Annotated in this window: 16 protein-coding genes; 9 read left to right on the top strand and 7 right to left on the bottom strand. The window is 39.7% G+C overall.

Annotated features, from left to right (window positions below; genetic code table 11):
* Nucleotides 1-48: 48 nt before the first annotated feature.
* The gene (locus JWR87_RS02065) at nt 49-1068 is read right to left on the bottom strand and encodes an aldo/keto reductase (protein ID WP_297814918.1); all 1020 of its coding nucleotides are present in this window, start codon (nt 1066-1068) and stop codon (nt 49-51) included.
* Nucleotides 1069-1611: 543 nt separating this feature from the next.
* Between JWR87_RS02065 and JWR87_RS02070 the strand changes: the two genes are divergently transcribed.
* From JWR87_RS02070 to JWR87_RS02090, 5 genes are all read left to right on the top strand, one after another.
* Complete coding sequence (locus tag JWR87_RS02070) at nt 1612-2610, top strand: MoxR family ATPase (RefSeq protein ID WP_297814920.1); 999 nt, start codon at nt 1612-1614, stop codon at nt 2608-2610.
* 250 nt (nt 2611-2860) lie between these two features.
* Entirely contained in the window at nt 2861-2998 is a 138-nt protein-coding gene (locus JWR87_RS20220; RefSeq protein ID WP_366090006.1) for a hypothetical protein, read from the top strand.
* A gap of 128 nt (nt 2999-3126) precedes the next feature.
* Nucleotides 3127-3993: a DUF58 domain-containing protein gene (locus JWR87_RS02080; protein WP_297814924.1), complete on the top strand. Its 867-nt coding sequence runs from the start codon at nt 3127-3129 to the stop codon at nt 3991-3993.
* Nucleotides 3994-4926 (top strand): hypothetical protein, encoded by a 933-nt coding sequence (locus JWR87_RS02085; protein ID WP_297814926.1) that lies wholly within the window; start codon nt 3994-3996, stop codon nt 4924-4926.
* Nucleotides 4926-5933, top strand: coding sequence for a VWA domain-containing protein (locus JWR87_RS02090; RefSeq protein WP_297814927.1), 1008 nt, complete (start codon nt 4926-4928; stop codon nt 5931-5933). The genes JWR87_RS02085 and JWR87_RS02090 overlap by 1 nt, the downstream gene beginning before the upstream one ends.
* Before the next feature lie 100 nt (nt 5934-6033).
* Here JWR87_RS02090 and JWR87_RS02095 read toward each other — a convergent pair whose 3' ends face one another.
* The gene (locus JWR87_RS02095) at nt 6034-6942 is read right to left on the bottom strand and encodes an LD-carboxypeptidase (RefSeq protein WP_297814929.1); all 909 of its coding nucleotides are present in this window, start codon (nt 6940-6942) and stop codon (nt 6034-6036) included.
* A gap of 679 nt (nt 6943-7621) precedes the next feature.
* Between JWR87_RS02095 and metG the strand changes: the two genes are divergently transcribed.
* From metG to JWR87_RS02115, 4 genes are all read left to right on the top strand, one after another.
* Nucleotides 7622-9952 (top strand): methionine--tRNA ligase, encoded by a 2331-nt coding sequence (gene metG, locus JWR87_RS02100; RefSeq protein ID WP_297814931.1) that lies wholly within the window; start codon nt 7622-7624, stop codon nt 9950-9952.
* A 74-nt stretch (nt 9953-10026) separates the two neighbouring features.
* On the top strand, nt 10027-11490 hold the full coding sequence (locus JWR87_RS02105) for a DUF6056 family protein (RefSeq protein ID WP_297814935.1): 1464 nt from the start codon (nt 10027-10029) through the stop codon (nt 11488-11490).
* Nucleotides 11491-11539: 49 nt separating this feature from the next.
* The gene (locus JWR87_RS02110; protein WP_297814938.1) at nt 11540-12361 is read left to right on the top strand and encodes an SDR family oxidoreductase; all 822 of its coding nucleotides are present in this window, start codon (nt 11540-11542) and stop codon (nt 12359-12361) included.
* Nucleotides 12362-12620: 259 nt separating this feature from the next.
* On the top strand, nt 12621-13652 hold the full coding sequence (locus JWR87_RS02115) for a sugar kinase (RefSeq protein WP_297814941.1): 1032 nt from the start codon (nt 12621-12623) through the stop codon (nt 13650-13652).
* Nucleotides 13653-13965: 313 nt separating this feature from the next.
* Here the strand turns inward: JWR87_RS02115 and JWR87_RS02120 are convergent, their stop codons facing one another.
* The 5 genes from JWR87_RS02120 to JWR87_RS02140 all read right to left on the bottom strand — a co-directional run bounded on the left by JWR87_RS02120 (nt 13966) and on the right by JWR87_RS02140 (nt 19274).
* Nucleotides 13966-14412 carry a YhcH/YjgK/YiaL family protein gene (locus JWR87_RS02120; RefSeq protein ID WP_297814944.1) on the bottom strand — a complete coding sequence of 149 codons (447 nt, stop codon included), beginning with the start codon at nt 14410-14412 and terminating at the stop codon, nt 13966-13968.
* A 177-nt stretch (nt 14413-14589) separates the two neighbouring features.
* Nucleotides 14590-15615, bottom strand: coding sequence for a sugar kinase (locus JWR87_RS02125; protein WP_297814947.1), 1026 nt, complete (start codon nt 15613-15615; stop codon nt 14590-14592).
* Nucleotides 15616-15799: 184 nt separating this feature from the next.
* The gene (locus tag JWR87_RS02130) at nt 15800-16492 is read right to left on the bottom strand and encodes a phosphatase PAP2 family protein (RefSeq protein ID WP_297814950.1); all 693 of its coding nucleotides are present in this window, start codon (nt 16490-16492) and stop codon (nt 15800-15802) included.
* Between the two features lie 67 nt (nt 16493-16559).
* Nucleotides 16560-17525, bottom strand: coding sequence for a phosphatase PAP2 family protein (locus JWR87_RS02135; protein WP_297814954.1), 966 nt, complete (start codon nt 17523-17525; stop codon nt 16560-16562).
* A gap of 804 nt (nt 17526-18329) precedes the next feature.
* A complete protein-coding gene (locus JWR87_RS02140; protein WP_297814957.1) occupies nt 18330-19274 on the bottom strand; it encodes an isoaspartyl peptidase/L-asparaginase in 945 nt (314 codons plus the stop codon).
* Nucleotides 19275-19653: the final 379 nt, after the last annotated feature.

Raw genomic sequence — 19653 nt, forward strand, 5'->3', positions numbered from 1 at the left:
ACATTAGATTTTTGTAAGTAGCGAAAAGGGGTGTGTAAATGCTCTTTATCACGCTTTTCTATCCTGCCCTTGCCGTTCAAGCATCCAACCCGGGTACTCGGGTTGCAACTGGCTTACTTCGTTCAGCTTTTCAAGTTCTTCTGCTGTAAGCTGTACATCAACAGCCTTAATGTTATCTTCAAGTTGCGCTGTTTTTTTTGCACCAATAATAACGCTCGTAACAGCAGGTTGATGAAGCAGCCATGCCAATGCCAGCTGTGCAACTGAAATTCCTTTTTGTTGCGCTATGGGCTGCATCACGTCTATAATGTCAAATGCCTTTTCTTTATTTACGGGTGGAAAGTCAAAATTAAGCCGCCTGCTGTCTTCCGGTCCTTGCATATTACGTCCATATTTTCCGCTTAGTAATCCCCCCGCTAAAGGACTCCAAACCATTAAGCCAACTCCTTGATCATTTAACAATGGTACAAGCTCACGTTCCAGGTCGCGGCCTGCGATGGTATAATAAGCTTGTAGTGAAACAAATTTTGCGACTTTATTATAGGTTGAATAAGAAAGCGCCTTCATTAATTGCCATGCAGCCAGGTTGCTACAGCCAATGTACCTGACCTTTCCACTTTTAACGAGGTCATCTAAAGCCCAAAGGGTTTCTTCAAGTGGAGTAAGCGGATCGTAGCCGTGTATTTGATAAAGGTCAATATAATCTACATTAAGGCGTTTGAGGCTTTCTTCGGCCTGTTGCATAATGTGTTTTCTTGTGAGGCCCGCACTATTAGGTCCCTCGTCCATTTTGCCCCTCACCTTAGTGGCAATTACAAGGTCATCTCTTTTAAGCCCGAGGTTTCTTATGGCTTTGCCAGTCATCTCTTCGGATAAACCTTCTGAATAAACATTGGCAGTATCTATAAAGTTGATACCTGCATCTACAGACCGTTTTACCAATTCATCAACTGGTTCTTGTGGTACCTGTCCAATTGCAGTCCAGTAGCCTTTTCCGCCAAAGGTCATAGTGCCAAGGCACAGCTCTGAAACTTTCAGACCCGTATTTCCTAAAATTTTATATTTCATTTAATTTCTTTTTAAAATGTTTTAATGAATAGCTAACTGCACAAATATCAGGCTAGGCAAAAGTTTGGGGAATTGAGAGCTGCCTTGTTACACAAAGGTTGGTTTTGCAAAACCTTATCCGTGTCACCGTTTGTTGCCCCATTTGGTTCGTTAGTACACGGGTGCGACGCAACAAAAGATCAATTGTAAAACAAATGCCTGCTACAAAAAATCTCTTTCTTAAATTGCCGGCTTTAATTATTTGATTGCTTAACAACTGTATGTAACGTGGTTGTTAGAAATAATTGAAATTTGAGGGGATTAGGAAAGGTGCAACAAAGAAACATTTTGTTAAGAACAGTAGGAAAGGTTTGGAATGTTTATTGTTAATGGGAAGTACTGGCAGAAAGTAAATTAAATAGGAGAGGATAAGGCGGGCAAATTATATTAATGAAATTTCATAATCTTTAAAATATAGTAAGTATGAGGCCGTGAGAGATCATGGCCTTAGTTATAATGATCGGTTATAACAATAGTTCTAATTTCACCACTTAAAACATTGAAATGCAAACGGCTGAAGATATCAGGTTATTAAATGAACGAATTCAACATGCAGCATTATTTATAGACAGGCTTAGAACCGAGCTGGCAAAAGTAGTGGTTGGCCAGTTGTACATGGTTGACAGGTTGATGATAGGACTATTGAGTAACGGCCACGTTTTGTTGGAAGGTGTACCGGGCCTTGCAAAAACTTTAACCATAAAGTCGCTGGCACAGGCTATACAAGCAAAATTTAGCCGTATACAATTTACTCCCGATCTATTGCCTGCCGACGTTATTGGTACTATGATATATAATCAGCAAAGGCATGAGTTTGTAATTAGAAAAGGACCCATCTTCGCAAATTTTATTTTAGCCGATGAAATTAACCGTGCGCCTGCAAAAGTGCAGAGTGCCTTACTAGAGGCCATGCAGGAAAAGCAGGTTACCATTGGCGATGAGACGCATAAGCTGGAAGAGCCGTTTTTGGTATTGGCCACGCAAAACCCCATAGAGCAGGAAGGTACATACTCTTTGCCCGAAGCACAAGTGGATAGGTTTATGCTGAAAGTGGTGGTTGGCTACCCTTCGAGAAACGAAGAGCAAATGATTATACGACAGCAAGTTCAGGGCGCGGAAATACCAGTCGTAAACCCGGTAGTAAATACATTTGAAATTTTGCAGGCAAGAAGTTTAGTGCGACAAGTGTATATGGATGAAAAAGTAGAGCAATATATTTTAGATATTGTTTTCGCCACCCGTTACCCCGAGCAATACAGGTTGGATCGTTTGAAGCCGCTTATTAGTTATGGTGGTTCTCCCCGTGCAAGCATCAACCTGGCGTTGGCGGCCAAAGCCCATGCTTTCATGAATAAAAGAGGCTACGTTATACCAGACGATATAAAGGCTATTTGTAAAGATGTGATGCGTCACCGTATTGGCTTAACCTATGAGGCAGAAGCCGAAAATATTACTTCCGAAAAAATTGTAGACGATATTTTAAGTGCTATTGCAGTTCCTTAGGATGGGTGGCTAATGATAGGTGATAGATACAGCTGTTAGATGACGGAAGGAGGTTTGGGGGTTATTAATGTCTTTTGTCATTACGAGCTAAACCAGAATTATTAGGACTTCCTACAAAAAACTAGAAGCGTGGAAAAAAGCAATGCTTCTGATAAAGGAGGTCTACTTCGTTTGTAGATCTTATTTAAAGGAAGAACCGGTTGCACTTACATAACAAACTAAGAGAGCGGCAGTTTCTATTGCAGCAATTATTGCGGAAGGGGGTGGCAGAAATTATAAAAAAGATACAATACAGTTTTCGCACGTTGCAAGAGGTTCTTTTATACGAAGTCGAAACGCTTTTAAATATAGCAGTCATGGTGGAGATCGTTCAGGAAGAAAAATTTAGGGCATTCGAAAGTATGGTTGATGAAGAGATAAGAATACTTAATGGTAATAAAAATCGTATGAATTAAGAACAAAACTAAAATAGAGCTATTTCTGCCAACAGTCGCCCAGTAACTGTCAACTTCAATTATGACCACAGCCGACATTCTTAAAAAAGTACGTGAGCTTGAAATTAAAAGCAAGAAACTGACTAATCATCTTTTTACGGGTGAATACCATACTGCTTTTAAAGGAAGGGGAATGTCTTTTAAAGAAGTACGTGAATATGAGCCGGGCGATGATCCGAGGTTTATTGACTGGAATGTTTCTGCAAGGATGGGTCACACTTTCAGTAAGATTTTTGAAGAAGAAAGAGAATTGTCTGTTTACTTACTAATCGACATAAGCGCAAGCAGTTTGTTTGGCACGTTGCGGCAAAGTAAAAAAGACTTGATGACTGAGATGTGCGCAGTGCTTGCTTTCTCCGCCATTAGTAACAACGATAAAGTAGGCCTTATTTTTTTTAGTGACCATGTTGAAAAGTTCATCCCTGCAAAAAAAGGCCGCGACCATGTGCTATATATGGTTAGAGAGATGCTCACCTTTAAATCAAGATCTTCTCAAACTGATGTGTTGAAAGCGCTTCAGTTTTTAAATGCAACTACCCGCCACAAAAGCATTGTTTTTGTGCTTAGTGATTTTGCTGACGCAGGTTATCACGATACACTTCGGGTAGCTGCAAAACGTCACGATGTAATTGGCGTTCAGGTATATGATCAGCGCGACGAACAATTACCGCAGGCAGGGTTAATGAATTTGAGAGATGCCGAAACAGGACAAATGGTGCTGCTGAATACCAACGATCCATATACGCGTTTTAAATACACACAGCAGTTTCAAAAGGTACTGGAAGACGCTAAAAACTCCTTTAGAAAAGCCGGTGCTGACCTGCTGCAGGTAGCTACAGGGCAGGACTATGTGAAACTTTTACAACAATTTTTTATTAGAAGGGCATAAGTGAATAAACAGAAATTATATACGGTTTTCTTTATTGTTGTGATGTTATCATCTGTTAGCTCTCACCTGTTTTCGCAGACAGTTAAAGCCGGGGTGGACAGGAATAAAATATTTATAGGGGAACAAGTACGGTTAAAACTTGCCATTGAGGGAGGTAGGGCAGGGATGAAATGGTTTAGCTTTCCAGATAGTCTAAATCATTTCGAAATTGTAAAGCGAGGCAAAGTAGATACGGTATTAAACGGAAGCTCTACTAACTATTACCAGGTAATCACCATAACCTCTTTCGATAGCGGGCGATGGGAGTTTCCATCCTTATTCCTTCCAGGACTGTCGCAGCCTACTCCTCCAATAGCGATTGATGTTTTGCCTGTAGATGTATCGAAAATGGAGGACTATAACGACATCAAAGACATCGAAGAAGTAACCCAGCAGAACGATCCACTGCTGATAGGCCTCATCGCAGCTATTACGCTTCTTTCTTTATTGATGCTTTATTGGTTATTTGCTAAAAAACGGAAAGTAATCGTGGAACGACGCCCTGCAAAAGGAAGTCTTTCACCATTAGACCGGGCGCTTGCAGAGCTAAATAAATTAAAAGGTCAAAACCTGCAAACTCCCGCCGAGGTTAAAAAATATTACTCTGCGCTTACCGACATTAGCCGAACTTTTTTTAACCAACAGCTACAGCAGCAGTCGTTACAGCAAACTACCGACGAGTGGATGATGACGCTTCATCCGCTTTCTGTGGATAATGAAACAAAAACTTCTTTTTTCCAGGTATTGCGATTGGCCGACACGGTAAAATTTGCTAAGTTTTTACCGCATTCACGAGACAACGAAACATCTGTTGAAGTAATTAAAAATATGCTTCAAAAGGTATCGCTTTTGCATTCACCTATTCATTCAAATTATCAACCCAACCCGGCCTGATGCTTTACCAGTGGTTTCAAAATATCACCTTTCACAATCCGGAGGCTTTGAGTTTGCTTTTCCTAATTCCAATAATTGCCATTTGGTATTATAGCAACAATAAAAAGCGGCAGGGATCTATGCTGGTAACCACCACTCATTTTCTTTCTGATATCCGTAGTTCAAAAACATGGTTTCAAAATCTTCCTTTTGTTTTACGTTGTATTGCTTTGGTTTGCCTGATAGTTGCCCTTGCCAGGCCGCAACATAAGTTTAGCGAGCAGCAGACACAAGGCGAGGGAATCGACATAGTGCTTTGCTTCGACATCAGCGGCAGTATGACAGAAAAAGATTTTACTCCTAATCGCCTCGAAGCCGCTAAAGAGGTAGCGCAAGCATTTGTAAATGAACGTACCGGCGATCGCATTGGCGTGGTTATTTTTAGCAGGCAAAGTTTTACGCTTTGTCCTATCACTACCGATAAAACGACTATTCTCTCTCAAATTGCTAATATTCGCAGTGGTTATCTTGAGGAAGAAGGAACGTCAATTGGGTCGGGTTTAGCCACCAGCGTAGACCGGCTAAAAAACCAGAAAACAAAAAGCAGGATAATAATATTACTTACTGACGGTGTTGATTTTGGTGGGATGATTCCACCAGATATAGCCAAGGAAATGGCGAAGCTTTACGGAATTAAAGTGTATACGATCGGCGTTGGATCAGAAAAGGAAGTGGATGAACAGGTGCAGACGCCGTACGGTAAGGTAACTAGTAGAAAAAAACTAGAATTCAACGAAGGCCTGCTAAAAGACATTGCAGCAGAAACAGGAGGGAAATATTTTCATGCCGTAGACCAGGATGCACTTAAAAACGTATATGCCAGTATAAATAAACTTGAAAAAAGCAAGGTTGAAGTTACCTCCTACGATCGCTTTACCGAAGAGTTTCTGCCCTGGCTTATCGCTGCTTTTGCCCTCCTTATTTTCGAGGTCGTCCTGCGATATACTGTTTTTAAAAAGTTTCCTTAAAAGCTTCTTTTCGTTGTATTAATTTTTGAGCCAGCATCAGTTTTCATGGAGTCATCGTTGTGTCACACCCTTTTACAGCAAAACGTATATGGGCTTAAACTTATTCTTCACTCAACTGTACTTTTTTCTGTCCCACATGTAGGGCGTACTCTACTCCAATTTTTAAAGCATAGTTTTCCTTTATATGCCCCACCGGAAACTGGAAGCAGACAGGGTATTTGTAGTCTTTTACCATCTCATAAATAACTTCGTAAACATCTTTTCCAAAAGGTATGGTGGTGTCTTTTGTTTCACTAAAACCTCCTATAATTAACCCCGCCAGTTTATTAAACTTGCCGTTTCTTTTTAGTTGATACAACATTCTGTCGATGTTATAAATGTATTCCCCTACTTCCTCTATAAACAAGAGTTTACCATCTGTGTCTACATCAGACCGGGTTCCTATAAGGTGGCTTAACAACGATAAATTTCCTCCAACCAATTTTGCTGTAGCGTTACCAATGTTATTGTAAGGAGTTATGGCGCAGGTGTACTTCGTCTTCTCACCTTCAAGGGCCTGTTTTAAAGATTGTACATATTCATTTTTGTATTCCTCGTTATTAAAAGCTGCAGCCATGGGAGCGTGAAGAGATGCAATTTTAAAACGATTGTAAATATGCGAATGCAACACAGTGATATCGCTAAAGCCAACAATCCATTTTGGGTTTTTCTTAAATTTCTTAAAACTCAACTGGTCAATAATTCTTCCTACACCATATCCTCCTCTTGCACATAAAATGGCCTGAACAGAGTCATCATCCATCATCTGTTGTAAATCGTGCAGCCTTTGTTCGTCGGTGCCCGAAAAATAATTGAACTGGCTTCCGGCCGTGGCTCCGGCTTTTACTTTATATCCCCATTCCATTAAAACTGAAATACAAGTTTGAATCTTTTCAACAGGCATAAAGCCGGCAGGACAAACAATACCAATTGTATCACCTTTCTTTAAGTATGGAGGAATAGTTGACATTGGGCAATGTTACGATAAAAATCACGTGAGGCAAATGGGATAATTGATAAAAGGTTTTTATCCCTTTAGTCTAAGACTTTTACATGGTGATGCTACTCTGCATGCAGAAGTTAAAGAGTTTGCCTATTCTAATGGTGCTTCTATTAGGGACTTCTTTAGCTTAACCAGATCGTATAGGGCAGTAACAGTATTTACAGCATTTTGAATAATGAAAGCATCACTGAAGTTAACAGCCGTTTTTAAAGAAGCTCGGGGAAGGTGGCTATATCTCATATTTAGAAGAAATACCCGGCGTAAATACGCAAGGCGAGACTCGTGAAGAAGCAAAAGCAAACTTACCCGAAGCCCTTGAATTAGTACCCGATAATCAAAGAATGCTTAGTCGGCAGCAACTTAAAAATAAAAAAGTTACACGTGAAAATGCTGAAATGGTATAATGGAAACTGCCAGTTTATTAAGTTTTTATATCAAAATAATGGTTTGCTTACAAGGGAAGGAGGTAACCCCTCCGTTTTTCAAAAAACTTCAAATAAAAAAAATACTTCAGTACCCGGGCATAAAGAAGTAAAAATAACCTGGTTAGAAAGATCGGCAACGATCTTGACATTCTGCCTCCTTCAAACTTTCAATAACAACTTCATCTCCATCTTAGCTGCTTATTGGTTATTTTTGCAGCCCTTTGTTATTACGTTTTGTTCCATGTTGTTCGTCGGTAAAAGGGTGCGACGCAACGGTTGACGAAGAAAGTTATAAAGCTAAGTACAAAATGAATTTACCTAAGAGATATATGATTACTTCCGCGTTGCCTTATGCAAACGGATTGAAACACGTAGGTCACCTGGCAGGTGCCTATATACCTGCTGATATTTACGTGCGCTACTTAAGAGCCCAGAAAAGAGATGTTGTGTATGTATGCGGAAGTGATGAACACGGCGCTGCCATAACAATACAGGCAATGAAGGAGGGCACAACTCCGAAAGCCATAGTAGACAAGTACCATGAGATAATGAAGCAGAACTTCGATGACCTGGGTATTAGTTTTGATATTTATCACCGGACTTCTGCATCAATTCATCATGAAACCACGCAGGAGTTTTTTACCGCATTAAACGAAAGGGGTGAACTGGAGCAGCAGGAGACGGAGCAGTTTTACGATGAGGAAGCAAAATCTTTTTTGGCAGACCGGTATATTATAGGCACTTGCCCTGTTTGCGGCAATAAAAATGCTTACGGCGACCAATGCGAGAAATGCGGTACATCTTTAAGTCCTGATCAATTGCTCAGTCCGCGTAGTACTTTAAGTGGCAATTTGCCGGTAAAAAAGAAAACAACGCATTGGTATCTTCCCTTGCATAAGCATGAGGCGTTTTTACGTGAGTGGATTTTAAAACAGCATAAAGATGACTGGAAAACAAATGTACTGGGCCAATGTAAAAGCTGGCTGGATGCAGGTTTGCACTCGCGGGCTGTTACGCGTGATTTGGATTGGGGTGTAAAAGTTCCGTTAACTGAGGCTGAAGGTAAAGTGCTCTACGTTTGGTTTGATGCACCGATTGGCTACATAAGCGCAACGAGGCAATGGGCGCTTGATAACGGTAAAGACTGGAAGCCTTACTGGTATGATAAGGATACAAAACTTGTTCATTTTATTGGGAAGGATAACATTGTATTTCATAGCATCATTTTTCCTGTGATGTTGAAGTTGCATGGAAACGTGTTGCCGGAGAATGTGCCTGCTAATGAATTTATGAATCTTGAAGGTGATAAAATGAGCACCAGTCGTGGCTGGAGCATTGAGATGGACGAGTACATAAACGACTGGATAAAAAAGGATAATGGAGGCGATAGCATGGCCGATGTATTGCGCTATTACCTCACCACCATTTCGCCCGAAACTAAAGACAGCGAGTTTACCTGGAAGGGTTTCCAGGATGCAAGTAATAGTGAGCTCGGAAACATTTTTGGAAATTTTATAAACAGAACCTTTGTGCTGATGCACAAACTATGTAAAGGGAAAGTGCCTGCGCTTCATACAGAAATTTTAGATGATGCAGATCGAAATATGTTTATTGATATTGCAAATGCAAAGTCTGCTATTGAAAACCTGATAGAGACTTTTAAGTTTAGAGAAGCTTTATTTGAAGTAATAGACCTGGCAAGAAAAGGTAACCGATACATGCAGGATAAACAACCGTGGATTGTTGCCAAGCAGTTGGAAGCTACTAGTAAAAAGCTACAAGATGCAAGCGATGAAGAGCAGCGGGAAAGCTTGCAGCTTGAGGCTCACCACCTGCAGCATAGCATTGACAATTGCCTTCATATTTGTCTTCAATTGACTGCTAATCTTGCTATTCTCATTAATCCGTTTTTACCTTTTACCGCAAAAAAGTTATGTTATATGATGAAGGTGGTAGATAAGATGCTGGATTGGGAAAACGCAGGAAAAACGAAATTGCTGAGTGTTGGTTATAGCTTACGCGAGCCGCAGATTTTATTCAGGAAAATTGAAGACGTTGAAATAGCCGCACAAATTGAAAAATTAAAAATTAAAAGTAAAAAAGTGGAAGAAGAAAAGAAAGAAGAAGTTACAAGTTCCCAGGTAGGAGTGGCCGGTGAAACGGCAACTGAAGTAATCGGCGAACAACAGGAAAAAGGAAACGGGGAACCTGAAACTACCGTGAAACCTGAAATCGTTTTTGATGATTTTGCAAAAGTTGATTTAAAAGTTGGAACCATTGTAAGTGCAGAAAAAGTGCAGAAGGCCGATAAGCTTTTAAAGCTGCAGGTGGATTTGGGATTTGAAACAAGAACGATTGTTTCAGGAATAGCAATGCATTTTCGGCCAGAAGAAATTGTTGGCAAGCAGGTAACGGTAGTTGTAAATCTTGCTCCAAGAAAAATGCGGGGAATAGAAAGCAACGGCATGATCTTAATGGCAGAAGATGCAGCTGGTAAATTACACTTCATCAATCCTGAAGATAAAATAGATGCAGGAAGTGGCGTAAGCTAAATAGGAAAATTTTTTATAATCATCCCTGTCCTAACATAAGACAGGGATGATTTTTTATAGCGAAAAACCTTTCTATGATTGCAGCTTCTGTTCTAAAATTTACAAATAATAAAAAGTTTCTTTTCTCTGCTGTTGTAATTTTTTTTATCCCCTTCCTTTTGTTTTGCTTTTGGAACGTGCCCTCTGCCGACGACTACATGATCCTCTACAAAAAGCAGGAGTTTAGTTTTTGGGGCTTACAAAACTCAATTTATCACACCTGGTCCGGACGCTACTTTTCTACATTCGTAAGCACAGCTTTCTCTTATAGCGGTTTTCTTTATTCGAATTATTACCTCCATACAATCCTGCTATTACTATTTACAGTGCTTTCGTGGATTTTTCTTTTGAAGCAAGTGAATAAAAACGCACTATCCAATCAACTATCATTTACAGCCATATTACTCACTTCATTAATTCTATTAATTTTAGAGGTCAATATTATTCCCGAACCTGTTACAGCTTTTTACTGGTTTTCGAGTGCTATCACTTACCAATTGCCACTTATATTGTTGGTTCTTCTAGCCGGGTTAATCTGTAAACTATTTTTTGAACCGCATCATCAAAAATTCTACTTTTTCGTGGCAGCCTTAATAGTTGTATTATTTAATGGCTGCAATGAAAGTATTACTCTTTTTGTTCTCATAATTTCTACTTTCTTTATAGGGTATCATTATTTTACAGGTAAAAGCGTTCCAGGTATTTTTCTTAGCCTGTATATTATCAACGTTATCAGTTCTTGCTTTTTACTTTTTGCTCCTGGTATTATACACAGAGGTTCTTTGCACGATACAAGCCCGGTTTTATCAATTATTTCAATAGCCTTTATTAAATTCATTGTGCTCAACTGGTTTTTTTTAAAGGAGCCTTTGTGGTGGTTTTTATTGTTGTTTGTAATTGCCTTTCTTTCCAGAAACAATAGGTCAGCAAGCGGGGTTTTGCAGCTTTTTCATCAGGTAAAAAGTACCTCTTTACTACTCGTTTATTGGGCGAGCGGTATGCTAATATATATCCCTATCTTATATGCTACCAATGGCTCGCTTCCTTTGCGAACAGAAAATGTTATTTGTTTTTTATATAGTCTTATGCTGTTAATAATATTTACAGCCTTTATTGTAAATAGTACAAAGACTACGCACGCCCCCGCTTTTTTGTATAACTATCGATACTTGCTTTTTAGCATTTTCATCTTTTCATCATCTAACATGAAAAGGGTTACAGATACCTTGTTATCAGGCTTTTTTTACAAACAGGTAATGCAGGAAAGACTAAGCTTTTTTGAAGAGGCAAGACGAAAACAATTACATGCGGTAGCCTTTGATGAGTATGAACTGGCAGTTGATAAACGAATAAAAGAGTACCCGTTACTGGATAGAAGAGCTTTGAAAAATATATTGGTTAAACCACCACCCATTATTTGTTTTGAAAGTGACTTGTATGATATTGAATATATGAAGGAGTTTTACGGCGTCAAAATTATAAATATCAATAAAAGATAGCAACTAACTTTAATAGAAACCTACATCTATAATTATAAAAAGATATTGTATGAATGCCAGCAACATGTTTAGTTTACAAGATAAGGTTGTAGTAGTTACCGGTGGAACCGGAATACTAGGAAATGCTTTTGTAGATGCAATTGTAGAAGCCGGGGGAAAAGTCGCCATTCTTGGCAGAAAGAAAGAAGTGGCTGATGAAAGAGCAGGAGCTATCAACGCGAAAGGCGGTAGTGCAATAGGAGTGGTAGCAGATGTATTGGATGAACAACAACTGTCTGATGCAAAAGATAAAATTGTGGGCAGGTTTGGAAGAATCGACGGATTGGTAAATGCTGCTGGAGGCAATATTCCGGAAGGTGTTTTGCAGCCTGAGCAAGACATTTTTAAAATGAATATAACAGGTATGAAAAAAGCGGTAGAGATCAACCTGTGGGGTACAGTAATTCCAACCCAAATTTTTGGGGAAGAGATAGCAAAAACAGGAAAGGGGAGTATCGTCAATATATCCTCAATGAATTCTAAAAGGGCAATAACAAAAGTGCTTGGGTATAACATGGGCAAAGCCGCCGTGGATTGCTACAATCAGTGGTATGCAGTAGAATTATCAAGAAGGTATGGAGACAGTATCAGAATGAACGCTTTGGCACCAGGGTTTTTTCTTACTGAGCAAAATAAAAACCTGCTTACAAAACCCGAAGGCGGATATACTGAAAGAGGGGAAATGGTAATCAGGCAAACGCCCTTCAAACGTTTTGGTCATCCTGACGAATTAAAGGGCGCTTTGGTTTGGCTGCTGAGTGATGCATCGCAATTTGTAACGGGTACTATGATTTGTGTTGACGGAGGCTTTTCAATATTTGGAGGCGTGTAAATTATGCTGCTAAGTGGAAAGACTTTTTTGAAGCCGACGTCTTAATCCTTGAACCGAAAGAGGGCTATTTTTTAAACTCAAGCAAAGCGCTGTTAGTACGTTTTTTGGTACTGGCAGCTGCGCGTATGGCAACATTGTTGCGTCGCATTTCGTTCGTCTTCAAATCTTTTGGCTACTTTTTCCAATGCATTTATTTTAGAACATATAATATTTGTAGCGTGGCATTATTGTCGTTAAAAGACTTAAACGCTTTGTTAGCATGAGTAAGAAAGTACTTTGTTTTGGAGAACTGCTGTTGCGGATTTCACCGGCATTGGGAGGAGGGAAATCAGGCGATCAACCTATGCAGGTGTATGTGGGTGGAGCAGAAGCAAATGTGGCTACAGCCCTGGCCGGTTGGAATGTTCCTGTTAAGTATTGCACCGTTTTGCCTGACAACTTTATGTCTAAACACGTGCGGCATTATCTTGAGTATAATAACGTTTTTGCTTCGTCTGTTTTACTTGCAGGTAACCGCATTGGTGTGTATTATCTGGAGCGTGGTGCAGACTTAAAAGGAAGCGTTATTTACGACAGAGAACATTCTGCATTTTCAGAAGTGAAGCGTGGAATGATTGATTGGGATACAGTACTGCACGATGTAGAATGGTTCAATTTTTCAGCTATTAGTCCGGCATTAAATGAAAACGTTGCTGACGTTTGCCTTGAAGCTTTAGAAGCAGCTTCTGACAAAAACATAACAATTTCAGTGGATCTCAATTATAGGTCAAGATTATGGAAGTATGGAAAAGAGCCAATAGAAGTAATGCCAAAGCTTGTAGCATATTGTGATGTGGTAATGGGAAATATCTGGTCTGCAAATACTTTATTAGGTACGGCTGTCGACGAACATATTCATGAGAAAAAAAGCAAGGAGGCTTACCTGGATCACGCCAGGACAACCTCGAAAGAGATTGTTGAAAAATTTCAGAAGTGTAAGGTGGTAGCTAATACTTTCAGGTTCGATCAAAAGGAGTTGTTATACTATACAACCATGTATAAAGATCAGCAGCAATACGCTTCAACAGAGTTTACAACGGATAGGGTAGTAGATCGTTCGGGAAGCGGTGATTGCTTTATGGCCGGCCTTATTTATGGTTTATATAATGATCATGCTGCACAGGATATTGTGAATTATGCAGCGGCAGCAGCGTTTGGTAAATTACAGGAAGAAGGAGATGCAACAGGTCATGATATTTTAACCGTAGCGAAAATTGAAACAGAAAATAAAGATGCAGAACGGGGATTATAGCTATAATAGATTATGCTTTAAAAGGATGCCTAACTAATTTGATTTTTTGTATAAGCCAATATAAAAAACAGCCGCAATCGCGGCTGTTTTTTTATTCCCTCTCTCTCTCTTCAATTCCACGATAGTGTCAGTTTGATTAAGCGCTATGTTAGTAGAAGAATGTGTAAAATTTAGATTGAGCTCCGTAGGAGCGGAATGTAAAATGTTCCGCTCCTACGGATATAAAAACTTCTTATTTTTTTCTTTTCTACTGATATATCGCTTAGGATGGAGCTAATCCTAAACTAAGCGACATCGTCGTTTATGGAAGAGACTACAACCTCACTTTCACGACTAACTTCTTAATCATACCCTCTCCGATTTGCGGGGCGTGTACATCTTCGGGATAAAAAATGGCAAACTGGCCGGCTTGTAGAGTAAAATAGGTGTCGGGCTTATCGTTATAAAAAGTGACATCCTTCTCAGCATTGTATTCTTCTTTTGGTGAAGAAACCCGTTCTCTTGCGCTCCATCCTATTTGTTCTTTGCCTGTTGGGCAAACCTGGATGTCGAGCCAGTGGTTGTGACATTCAAACTTTGCTTCTTCCCGCGAATAACCTTGCCGGTCTGTTACGCCAGCGTGTAATTCGGGTCCCTCAATAGGATATTTTCCGGGTTCAATAGCTTCTAAATTTTGGCTTTTTATAAATTCAAAAGCTTTAGCAAAACGGGGATGCAGGTTAATGTATTTATCGGAGTTGGATAATGTGTCGATGATCATGGTTATGGGTTTTAAATGATAAGTTTTAAGTTATGAGTATTGGTGTTTGTTGCTGAAAAAGGTTATGTAGTACAAGAGTGCGACGCAACGATGCAACAGAAAGTTATAAAAGCCGGTAACAAAAAAAATCCGCCAAAAAGATAAGCGGATTTTTATTTTTTAGTTTTTCATTTTCAATTAACGTTGAACGCGGCCGGAAGCATCTCCTTTTACAAGATCCATTACTTCTTTACGTGTTGCGTGATTAAGGTCACCCGGAATGGTATGCTTTAACGCAGAAGCGGCTACGCCAAACTCAGCGGCCTGGTTTAGAGGCATGTTGGTGACAAGCCCGTAGATAAAGCCGCTTGCAAAAGAGTCTCCACTACCCACACGGTCAACAATGCGAACTTCATATTGTCTTGTGTGGTAGAACTCGTTGCCGTCATACACCAAGGCGCTCCATCCGTTGTCAGACGCACTGTGGCTTTCGCGCAAAGTAGAGGCAATGTATTTGAACCCGAATTTTTCTTTCATTTGCTGAAAAACGCTCTTATAACCTTCGAGGTTAAGTTCGCCTTTAGTGATGTCTGTACCTTCTGCTTTAAATCCAAGGGTTGTGTCTGCATCTTCTTCGTTGCCGATGCAAACATCTACATACTGGCAAAGATTGGTCATGATCTGACGTGCTTTTTCTTTGCTCCATAATTTCTTTCGATAGTTGAGGTCGATACTTGTTGTGATGCCTTTTGCTTTAGCGGCCTTTAACGCAGCCTCAGTAAGCGCGGCAGCTTTGTCGCTAAGTGCCGGGGTGATACCTGTTGTATGAAACCAGTCAGCGCCATCAAATATTTTGTCCCAATCAAATTCACTAGCATCCACTTCGGCTATTGAAGCACCCGCCCGATCATACACTACCTGCGATGCACGCATAGATGCACCCGTCTCAAGAAAATAGATGCCTAACCTGTCGCCGCCGCGAGCTATAAATTGCGTATTTACTCCATACCGGCGTAGGTGATTAATTGCTGACTGCCCAATAGGATTGTCAGGAACTTTAGTGACAAATACACCGTTTTCTCCATAGTTACAGATTGCAGCAGCAACGTTGGCTTCGCCACCGCCGTAGGTAACATCGAAAGAGTCGGCTTGTACAAATCTTTTAAAATCAGGAGTTGACAATCTCAGCATTATTTCTCCAAGTGTCACAACTTTTTTAGGCATCGTTATTTATTTTTTTTGGTGGGTTTAATAATGTTATTATTAAAAGGTGGTCAAAGATACTTCTCTACTTTGCAATAATTTAAATAACGCGGTTATTTTGTAGAGATCTTCTACCTCCTTACAAAGGGTTTCTTAAACAGTAGGCAACTGCTATTAAAGTTAGCCCTGCTTTAAGCAATAATTCTTATTGGATGTTTTTGGCAGTTTTTGCCACGGGTCTAAATTTCTCCAGAATGTAAAAACATAAGGCTAACCAAACGAAGCTTAAGCAAAAACCTGCAATGACGTCGCTGGCATAATGCACTTGCAGATAAACCCTGCTAAAAGCTATTATAGTGGCAAGAAAAAATAAGACAGCAGTGCCCACCCACTTCCACGCCAGAGACCACTTTGACTCCCAGAGCATATAAATAATTATCCCTGCAAGAGTAAATGATGAAAAGGAATGGCCACTTGGGAAACTAAAACCGCTAACATTTGCAATTAGTGGATTAGGTGGCCTGTGACGTTGAAAAATATTTTTCATTAAATACAAAAGTATACCGCTTGAAAGGCCAATTGCGGCAATATTAAAAGACCAGAAACTATTTTTTCTGAAAAGAATAAAGTAAAGAGAAAGAAGAATATGTGCGGGCAACAGAAAGTTGAAAGAGCCAAAAAAAGTAAAAAAAGTAAGTACGTTAGTTATACCCTGTGATCGGTAACTACCAACAAATTTAAAAACAGAAAGATCGAAACCAGTTTCATTTTGCAATACAACTTCGTTGGTTAGAAATATCAGCACCAAAAGAAAGAGCGCTGTTATGAAGAGAGCCACCAGCACTCGTATTGAAATTCCTTTTACTTTTTCCTTAGTTGCTACAGGTTCATTTTGCATTGGTTATGTTATTTGTAAGAATAGCTCTTAGTACCACAATATTTCACAACAATAAATATACCCTGTATTAAAAGGTATAAGTCAGGCCAGAGAGGAATTGTTTGTTATTGTACTGCAGGTTAAATGAAAAAGACCCTGCAGTTTCTTTTGCATGTTTTGACATAGAGTAGCGGTGGAAGTTGTTTACGACCTGCCTTCCGCTTAAATAACCTAACATAGCACCCACAAGAACATCTGTTGCCCAATGTTTATTTTCTGTTATCCTGCTTAGCCCGATTAAGGTTGCCGCAGTGTAAGAAACAATTGGAATGAATGGCTTGTCCTTATATTCCAGGGCATAGACAGTGGCTGCTGCAAAAGCCGCCGTTGTGTGACCGGAAGGAAAAGAGTGGTAATCCTGGGCATCCAGTCCTTTTATGAAAGGGTAAAAAGGGCCGTGAAAAACGGGTCCTTTTTTATTGTAATTCGGATCAGTATAATAAGGCCTTTGCACGCCTGATAAATATTTTCCAAACGTAGATAGTACGGCTGCGGTTACATAAGCTTGGGTAGCAAGAGCGGTGGTGGTCTTTTCTTTTTGGGTTTTGAAAATGAGGCCATAGGCGTAAAATCCTGCAATTGCATACACCTCGTAGGTGCCGCCAAACCTGGTTACATATTTACTTATGTTTGCTACAGTTTTATTTCTGTTATATAACTTGTTTGCAAAGCCTGTAATAGGTGAATTTGTAAGAGCAACTGCTCCGGTCAATAGCGCGAAGCCCCCCACCTTTAGCCAATCTTTTTTCTGCGTGTGAAAAGGGCTGGTAACCTGTTTTTTAAAATCATCCTTCAGTAAGAAAAAGTAAGTTTTAAAGTCAAGCTTAGCATCTTCGTAAGTAACAGAGTTGTTGTTATTGTTTATGCGATTGGGCAAACTGTCTGCCTTTATGCCGGGACTACCAAGCTGATTTAGCAGCGTATCTTTTTGTTGAGACAATACGGTAATCGGTATAAAAAATATGAGCGTTAAAAGCTTGCCTGTTATTTTCATCTACTCTTGATTCGTGACAGAAAATTCCTTTGCCATTAAAATAATGATTTATTCTTTTCGTGCTAAATGTACTAAACATTTAAAAAAAGAATGTTGGTTGCAGGATCAGTTGACAATAGTAGGATGAATTTAATTACTGGAAGTGAACCCTTGTAATTATTAAATCGGCGCCTGCCGGTACATGCGTTACGCAAAAAAGGAGAGGGTATGAAAGCGATTGATTATTGAAACGCTTCTAAAACAAAAAACCACCATATTGGTGGTTTTACATTTTTTATGCTTTTGTAATTACGACTTTTTATCTAATTTTTTAACTGTATTGTAGTTGTTTATACTTATGTAAGCCAGCGTGAAAACAGATGACGCAATTAGCAAAATGACAATTAAAGTGATAATTTCCATAGTGCTTATTTTTAAACCGTTATAAATAAATAATACCTAAAAAACATGCCAAATAACGTGGTGTTGTAATTACGAAATTTTATAGACGGATGATACGAAAAAGGAGTAAAAACGAAGTACTTATTTAAAGTACAAGTAGTATAAATGAACTCATTAAACTTACAACTTCTACCTCTTAAACCCCTTACCAAACAACCACCGCGAAGCTTTCTTAATCCGTTACAAAGTTACCTCTAAGCTTCGGGGATGCATGTTTGAAAGTTGTTAAAAGCAACGACGTAATAATGCTTTAACCTTTGATTTAGTTTGATGATTTGCGAACGATTATTTTGCAGGTGAGAAATATAAATACAGCGGGTAAAATAGATTGAAGGAGTTAAACGTAAAAAAGCATATTCTGTATTATTGATAGATAGCTACCTGGTTTGTACCATCGCTGCTTTTAACGCCGCGGTACATGCCCGCACTATTAAAAGTCATTGCATAGTTTCCTTGCTTATCTACTGATATCAAGCCGCCCTCGCCTTCCATTTTTACCAGTTTATGTAATACCACTTCGTTGCATGCTTCTTCCAGGGTTAGTCCCTTGTATTCCATTAGGGCACTTACATCATAGGCTGCAACTGCCCTGATAAAAACCTCGCCATGACCTGTACAACTGATAGCGCAAGTCTGGTTATTTGCATAGGTGCCGCTTCCAATAAGAGGGCTGTCTCCAATACGTCCGTATTTTTTGTTGGTCATTCCTCCTGTACTTGTTGCAGCAGCAATATTACCTTCATGGTCGCAAGCAACGGCACCAACAGTGCCAAATTTTTTTTCTTTTAGTTCGTTTATATCGTGAAGCGTATGGTCTAAAGTATAGTTGTCAGAGTCTCGAACAGCCTTCCATTGGTCGTACCGAAATTGCGAGAAGAAATACTCGTCGGGTTCTAGTTTTACCCCTTGTTTTATAGCAAAGTCGTTCGCTCCTTTACCACTTAAAAATACATGGTTGCTGTGCATTAAAACTTCTGTTGCCAGTTCTATAGGGTTTCTTACATTTCTAACTCCTGCTACAGCTCCTGCTTCCAGGTTTCTTCCATCCATAATTGCGGCATCCATTTCCTGCAGCCCTTTTTTGGTGAAGACGGACCCCCGGCCTGCGTTGAAAAGAAGATTGTCTTCTAAAATAACTGTAGCAGCTTTCACAGCATTAACTGCTGAACCCCCTTCCGCTAACACAGCAAAGCCTCCGTCAAGCGCATCTTGTAGTCCTTTCAGATAAGCTCGCTCAAGTTCATCCGACATTTCTTCTTTGTTGATTGTACCAGCACCTCCATGTATAACGAGTGTAAGCTTTTGCATAAGTAATAACCCCAACGTTTAAGGCAGCGAAATTAAGAAAAATAAATACCACGAGTTTTAACAAAGGGATTTATAGAAGGTTGCAAAACTTCTATATTAGGTTAAATAGAGAAAGCTTATTACACTTTGGATGTAGATAGTCCTTAAACAATTACTGTTAGAAATGGAAGAAACAGTGATCCGGTAGTATTACAAAAAATGAATTGATGGCGACACTGGAAAGCTTGGAGGGTGTACCGAAGCTATGCAAATGAACTTTAAAGGCAATCATTTATAGCTCAAGCCGCATAGCTTCGTTATTGCAACAGGACTGCTTCGCTTGTTTCTGAAACTGCTTCGCTGGTTTCAGAATGCCTGCGCCTTCGCTTGGCACCAACCG

The sequence above is a fragment of the Segetibacter sp. genome (assembly GCF_025963695.1).
Taxonomy (GTDB): Bacteria; Bacteroidota; Bacteroidia; order Chitinophagales; family Chitinophagaceae; genus Segetibacter.

Coding starts and splice junctions, on each gene's coding strand:
- JWR87_RS02090 (WP_297814927.1), top strand. CDS start 4,926: ATGCTTTACCAGTGGTTTCAAAATATCACCTTTCACAATCCGGAGGCT.
- JWR87_RS02120 (WP_297814944.1), bottom strand. CDS start 14,412: ATGATCATCGACACATTATCCAACTCCGATAAATACATTAACCTGCAT.
- JWR87_RS02130 (WP_297814950.1), bottom strand. CDS start 16,492: ATGCAAAATGAACCTGTAGCAACTAAGGAAAAAGTAAAAGGAATTTCA.
- JWR87_RS02070 (WP_297814920.1), top strand. CDS start 1,612: ATGCAAACGGCTGAAGATATCAGGTTATTAAATGAACGAATTCAACAT.
- JWR87_RS02140 (WP_297814957.1), bottom strand. CDS start 19,274: ATGCAAAAGCTTACACTCGTTATACATGGAGGTGCTGGTACAATCAAC.
- JWR87_RS02115 (WP_297814941.1), top strand. CDS start 12,621: ATGAGTAAGAAAGTACTTTGTTTTGGAGAACTGCTGTTGCGGATTTCA.
- JWR87_RS02065 (WP_297814918.1), bottom strand. CDS start 1,068: ATGAAATATAAAATTTTAGGAAATACGGGTCTGAAAGTTTCAGAGCTG.
- JWR87_RS02135 (WP_297814954.1), bottom strand. CDS start 17,525: ATGAAAATAACAGGCAAGCTTTTAACGCTCATATTTTTTATACCGATT.
- JWR87_RS02125 (WP_297814947.1), bottom strand. CDS start 15,615: ATGCCTAAAAAAGTTGTGACACTTGGAGAAATAATGCTGAGATTGTCA.
- JWR87_RS02095 (WP_297814929.1), bottom strand. CDS start 6,942: ATGTCAACTATTCCTCCATACTTAAAGAAAGGTGATACAATTGGTATT.
- JWR87_RS02110 (WP_297814938.1), top strand. CDS start 11,540: ATGAATGCCAGCAACATGTTTAGTTTACAAGATAAGGTTGTAGTAGTT.
- JWR87_RS02105 (WP_297814935.1), top strand. CDS start 10,027: ATGATTGCAGCTTCTGTTCTAAAATTTACAAATAATAAAAAGTTTCTT.
- JWR87_RS02080 (WP_297814924.1), top strand. CDS start 3,127: ATGACCACAGCCGACATTCTTAAAAAAGTACGTGAGCTTGAAATTAAA.